Origin of the sequence: uncultured Sphingomonas sp., assembly GCF_964244235.1 — a bacterium.
Lineage (GTDB): Bacteria > Pseudomonadota > Alphaproteobacteria > Sphingomonadales > Sphingomonadaceae > Sphingomonas.
On record NZ_CAXTII010000148.1, the window covers coordinates 1 to 2,016 of the forward strand.

General features: G+C 66.5%; 3 protein-coding genes. 1 reads left to right on the forward strand and 2 read right to left on the reverse strand.

What is annotated here, in order from left to right; genetic code table 11:
- Nucleotides 1-150: 150 nt before the first annotated feature.
- Together ACFE7D_RS14395 and ACFE7D_RS14400 are read right to left on the reverse strand one after the other, a co-directional pair.
- Entirely contained in the window at nucleotides 151-621 is a 471-nt protein-coding gene (locus tag ACFE7D_RS14395; protein WP_375396096.1) for a Fur family transcriptional regulator, read from the reverse strand.
- 51 nt (nucleotides 622-672) lie between these two features.
- The gene (locus ACFE7D_RS14400; protein WP_375396097.1) at nucleotides 673-1,053 is read right to left on the reverse strand and encodes a MerC domain-containing protein; all 381 of its coding nucleotides are present in this window, start codon (nucleotides 1,051-1,053) and stop codon (nucleotides 673-675) included.
- A gap of 126 nt (nucleotides 1,054-1,179) precedes the next feature.
- Here ACFE7D_RS14400 and ACFE7D_RS14405 point away from each other — a divergent pair.
- Nucleotides 1,180-2,016, forward strand: an 837-nt coding sequence (locus ACFE7D_RS14405; RefSeq protein WP_375396098.1) for a COX15/CtaA family protein, incomplete at its 3' end; no start/stop codon positions are given.

The window sequence follows — 2,016 nt, forward strand, 5'->3', positions numbered from 1 at the left end:
GCCGCAGGTCGCCCTGCGGCAGCGCGCGAAGGTCGGCAGGAATCGCAATCCGGTCGAGCAAAGGGGTCGGGGGCACCAGGCCGAGGGGACGATCAGTCATCGATGCGGTCTAGCGCGCGTAATAAGCGGTGTCGATTGCCCGTATTTCGCTCAGGACCCGACGCAATCGGCGCATCGCCCGCGCACTTCGATCACCGGCCGCTGCGGCGCGAACCCCGCCGCCTGTGCGGCATCGCGGACCCCGTTTGTCACCCGGTCGTCGTCGAGGTGAGTCGTCTGACCGCACGCGTCGCACACCAGAAAAATGCAATCGTGGAGGCAGTCGGGATGCGCGTTCGCAACATAGGCATTCACGCTTTCGACCTTGCGCGCGAGATTGGTGCCGACGAACAGGTCGAGGATCCGATACACGCTGTTCGCCGCGATTCGCCGACCGAGCGCATTGGAAACCGCGTCGGCGATGTCGTACGCACTGGCGGGCTTTTCGAACCCGGCGAGCGCCGCGAAGACGCTGGCGCGCATCGCTGTCCATTGCTCGCCCGCCTGTTCCAGCACGCCCTGCGCCGCCCGCGCGAGCGCGGGGCCTTCGGGTTCGTGGTGCTCGTGCGCGTGGCTGGCCATCGCCTACAGCTAAGCCTCGCAGCCGCCCTCGGCAAGGCGCGAGCCGCCGGATCAATGCACCGCGCGGTGGTTGAGATCATGCCCGAACGCGAGCAGCCCGACGCCGACGATCGTCCAGACCGCCTCCGCCCCCGTCCCGTCATGCGGCAGCGTCATCGCACCCGTCATGATGCCGAGCCCCAGCGATCCCATGCAGATCGGCATGACATAGCCATGGCGAAGCGCCCCCCGCCCGAGCGCCACCGCGCCGAGCAGGATGGCGAAGGCCAGCCCGACCTCGTGGAAAATCGGGTTCAGCAGCACGCCATCCGCCGCCGACAGCATGACCAGCAGCACCGAACTCGCCACGCAGTGGACGACGCACAGCCCCGACAGCCCGATCGCCAGCCGGTCGATGCCGGGAAGGCGCGGAAATCGGATCGTGACGTTCATTATCGGCATATCGACGGAGATACGCCGATTGCGAACGCGATACAATGTCACATCGCACGAACAATCGAGATCATCGTCGACGATCCCACCGCTTGGCGACGCACCGCGGAAGGTGTAGGCGGAAGCATGCTTCAAACCAGCGCCGCCTTCATGTCGAAAGCGCGCCCTCGCGCGGTCGCGATCTGGCTGCTTTTCGTAGCGGGGATGATCGTCGGCATCGTGGTGGTCGGCGGGATCACGCGGCTGACCGAATCCGGTTTGTCGATCACCACCTGGAAACCGCTCAGCGGCATCCTGCCGCCGCTGAACGATGCGCAGTGGCAGGCGGAACTTGCCAATTACCGGACGATCGATCAGTCGCGTACGGTCCATGCCGGCATCGCGCTTGCCGAGTTCAAGGGTCTGTTCTTCTGGGAATATATCCACCGCATGATCGGGCGGACGATCGGTCTGGCCTTTGCGCTGCCGCTCATCTGGTTCGCGCTGCATCGACGCATTCCAAAGGGCTATGGCTGGCGGCTCGTCGCATTGCTCGCACTGGGTGCGCTGCAAGGCGCGCTCGGCTGGCTGATGGTGCGCTCGGGGCTTCGGCCGGGGCAGGTCGAGGTCGGGCATGGCTGGCTGGCCGCGCATCTGCTCACCGCGATGTTCACGCTCGCGGGGATGGTGTGGACCGCGCTCGATCTTCTCGATCTGGCGCGCAATCCCTATGCCCGGCCGGCGCGGCTGCGGCGGGTGTCGGCGGTCGTCGGCATCGTCCTGTTCACGCAGTTGATGTACGGCGCGTTCACCGCGGGGCTTCGTGCGGGAAAGGCCACGCCGGAATGGCCGCTGATGTATGGCCGGTTCTTCCCTGGCCCCGGCCAGACCGGCCGGTCGTTTCTCGACGCGGTCGTCGACGACCCGCTGATCGTTCAGTTCATCCACCGCTGGTTCGCCTTCGCCGCCGCCGCGCTGATGTGG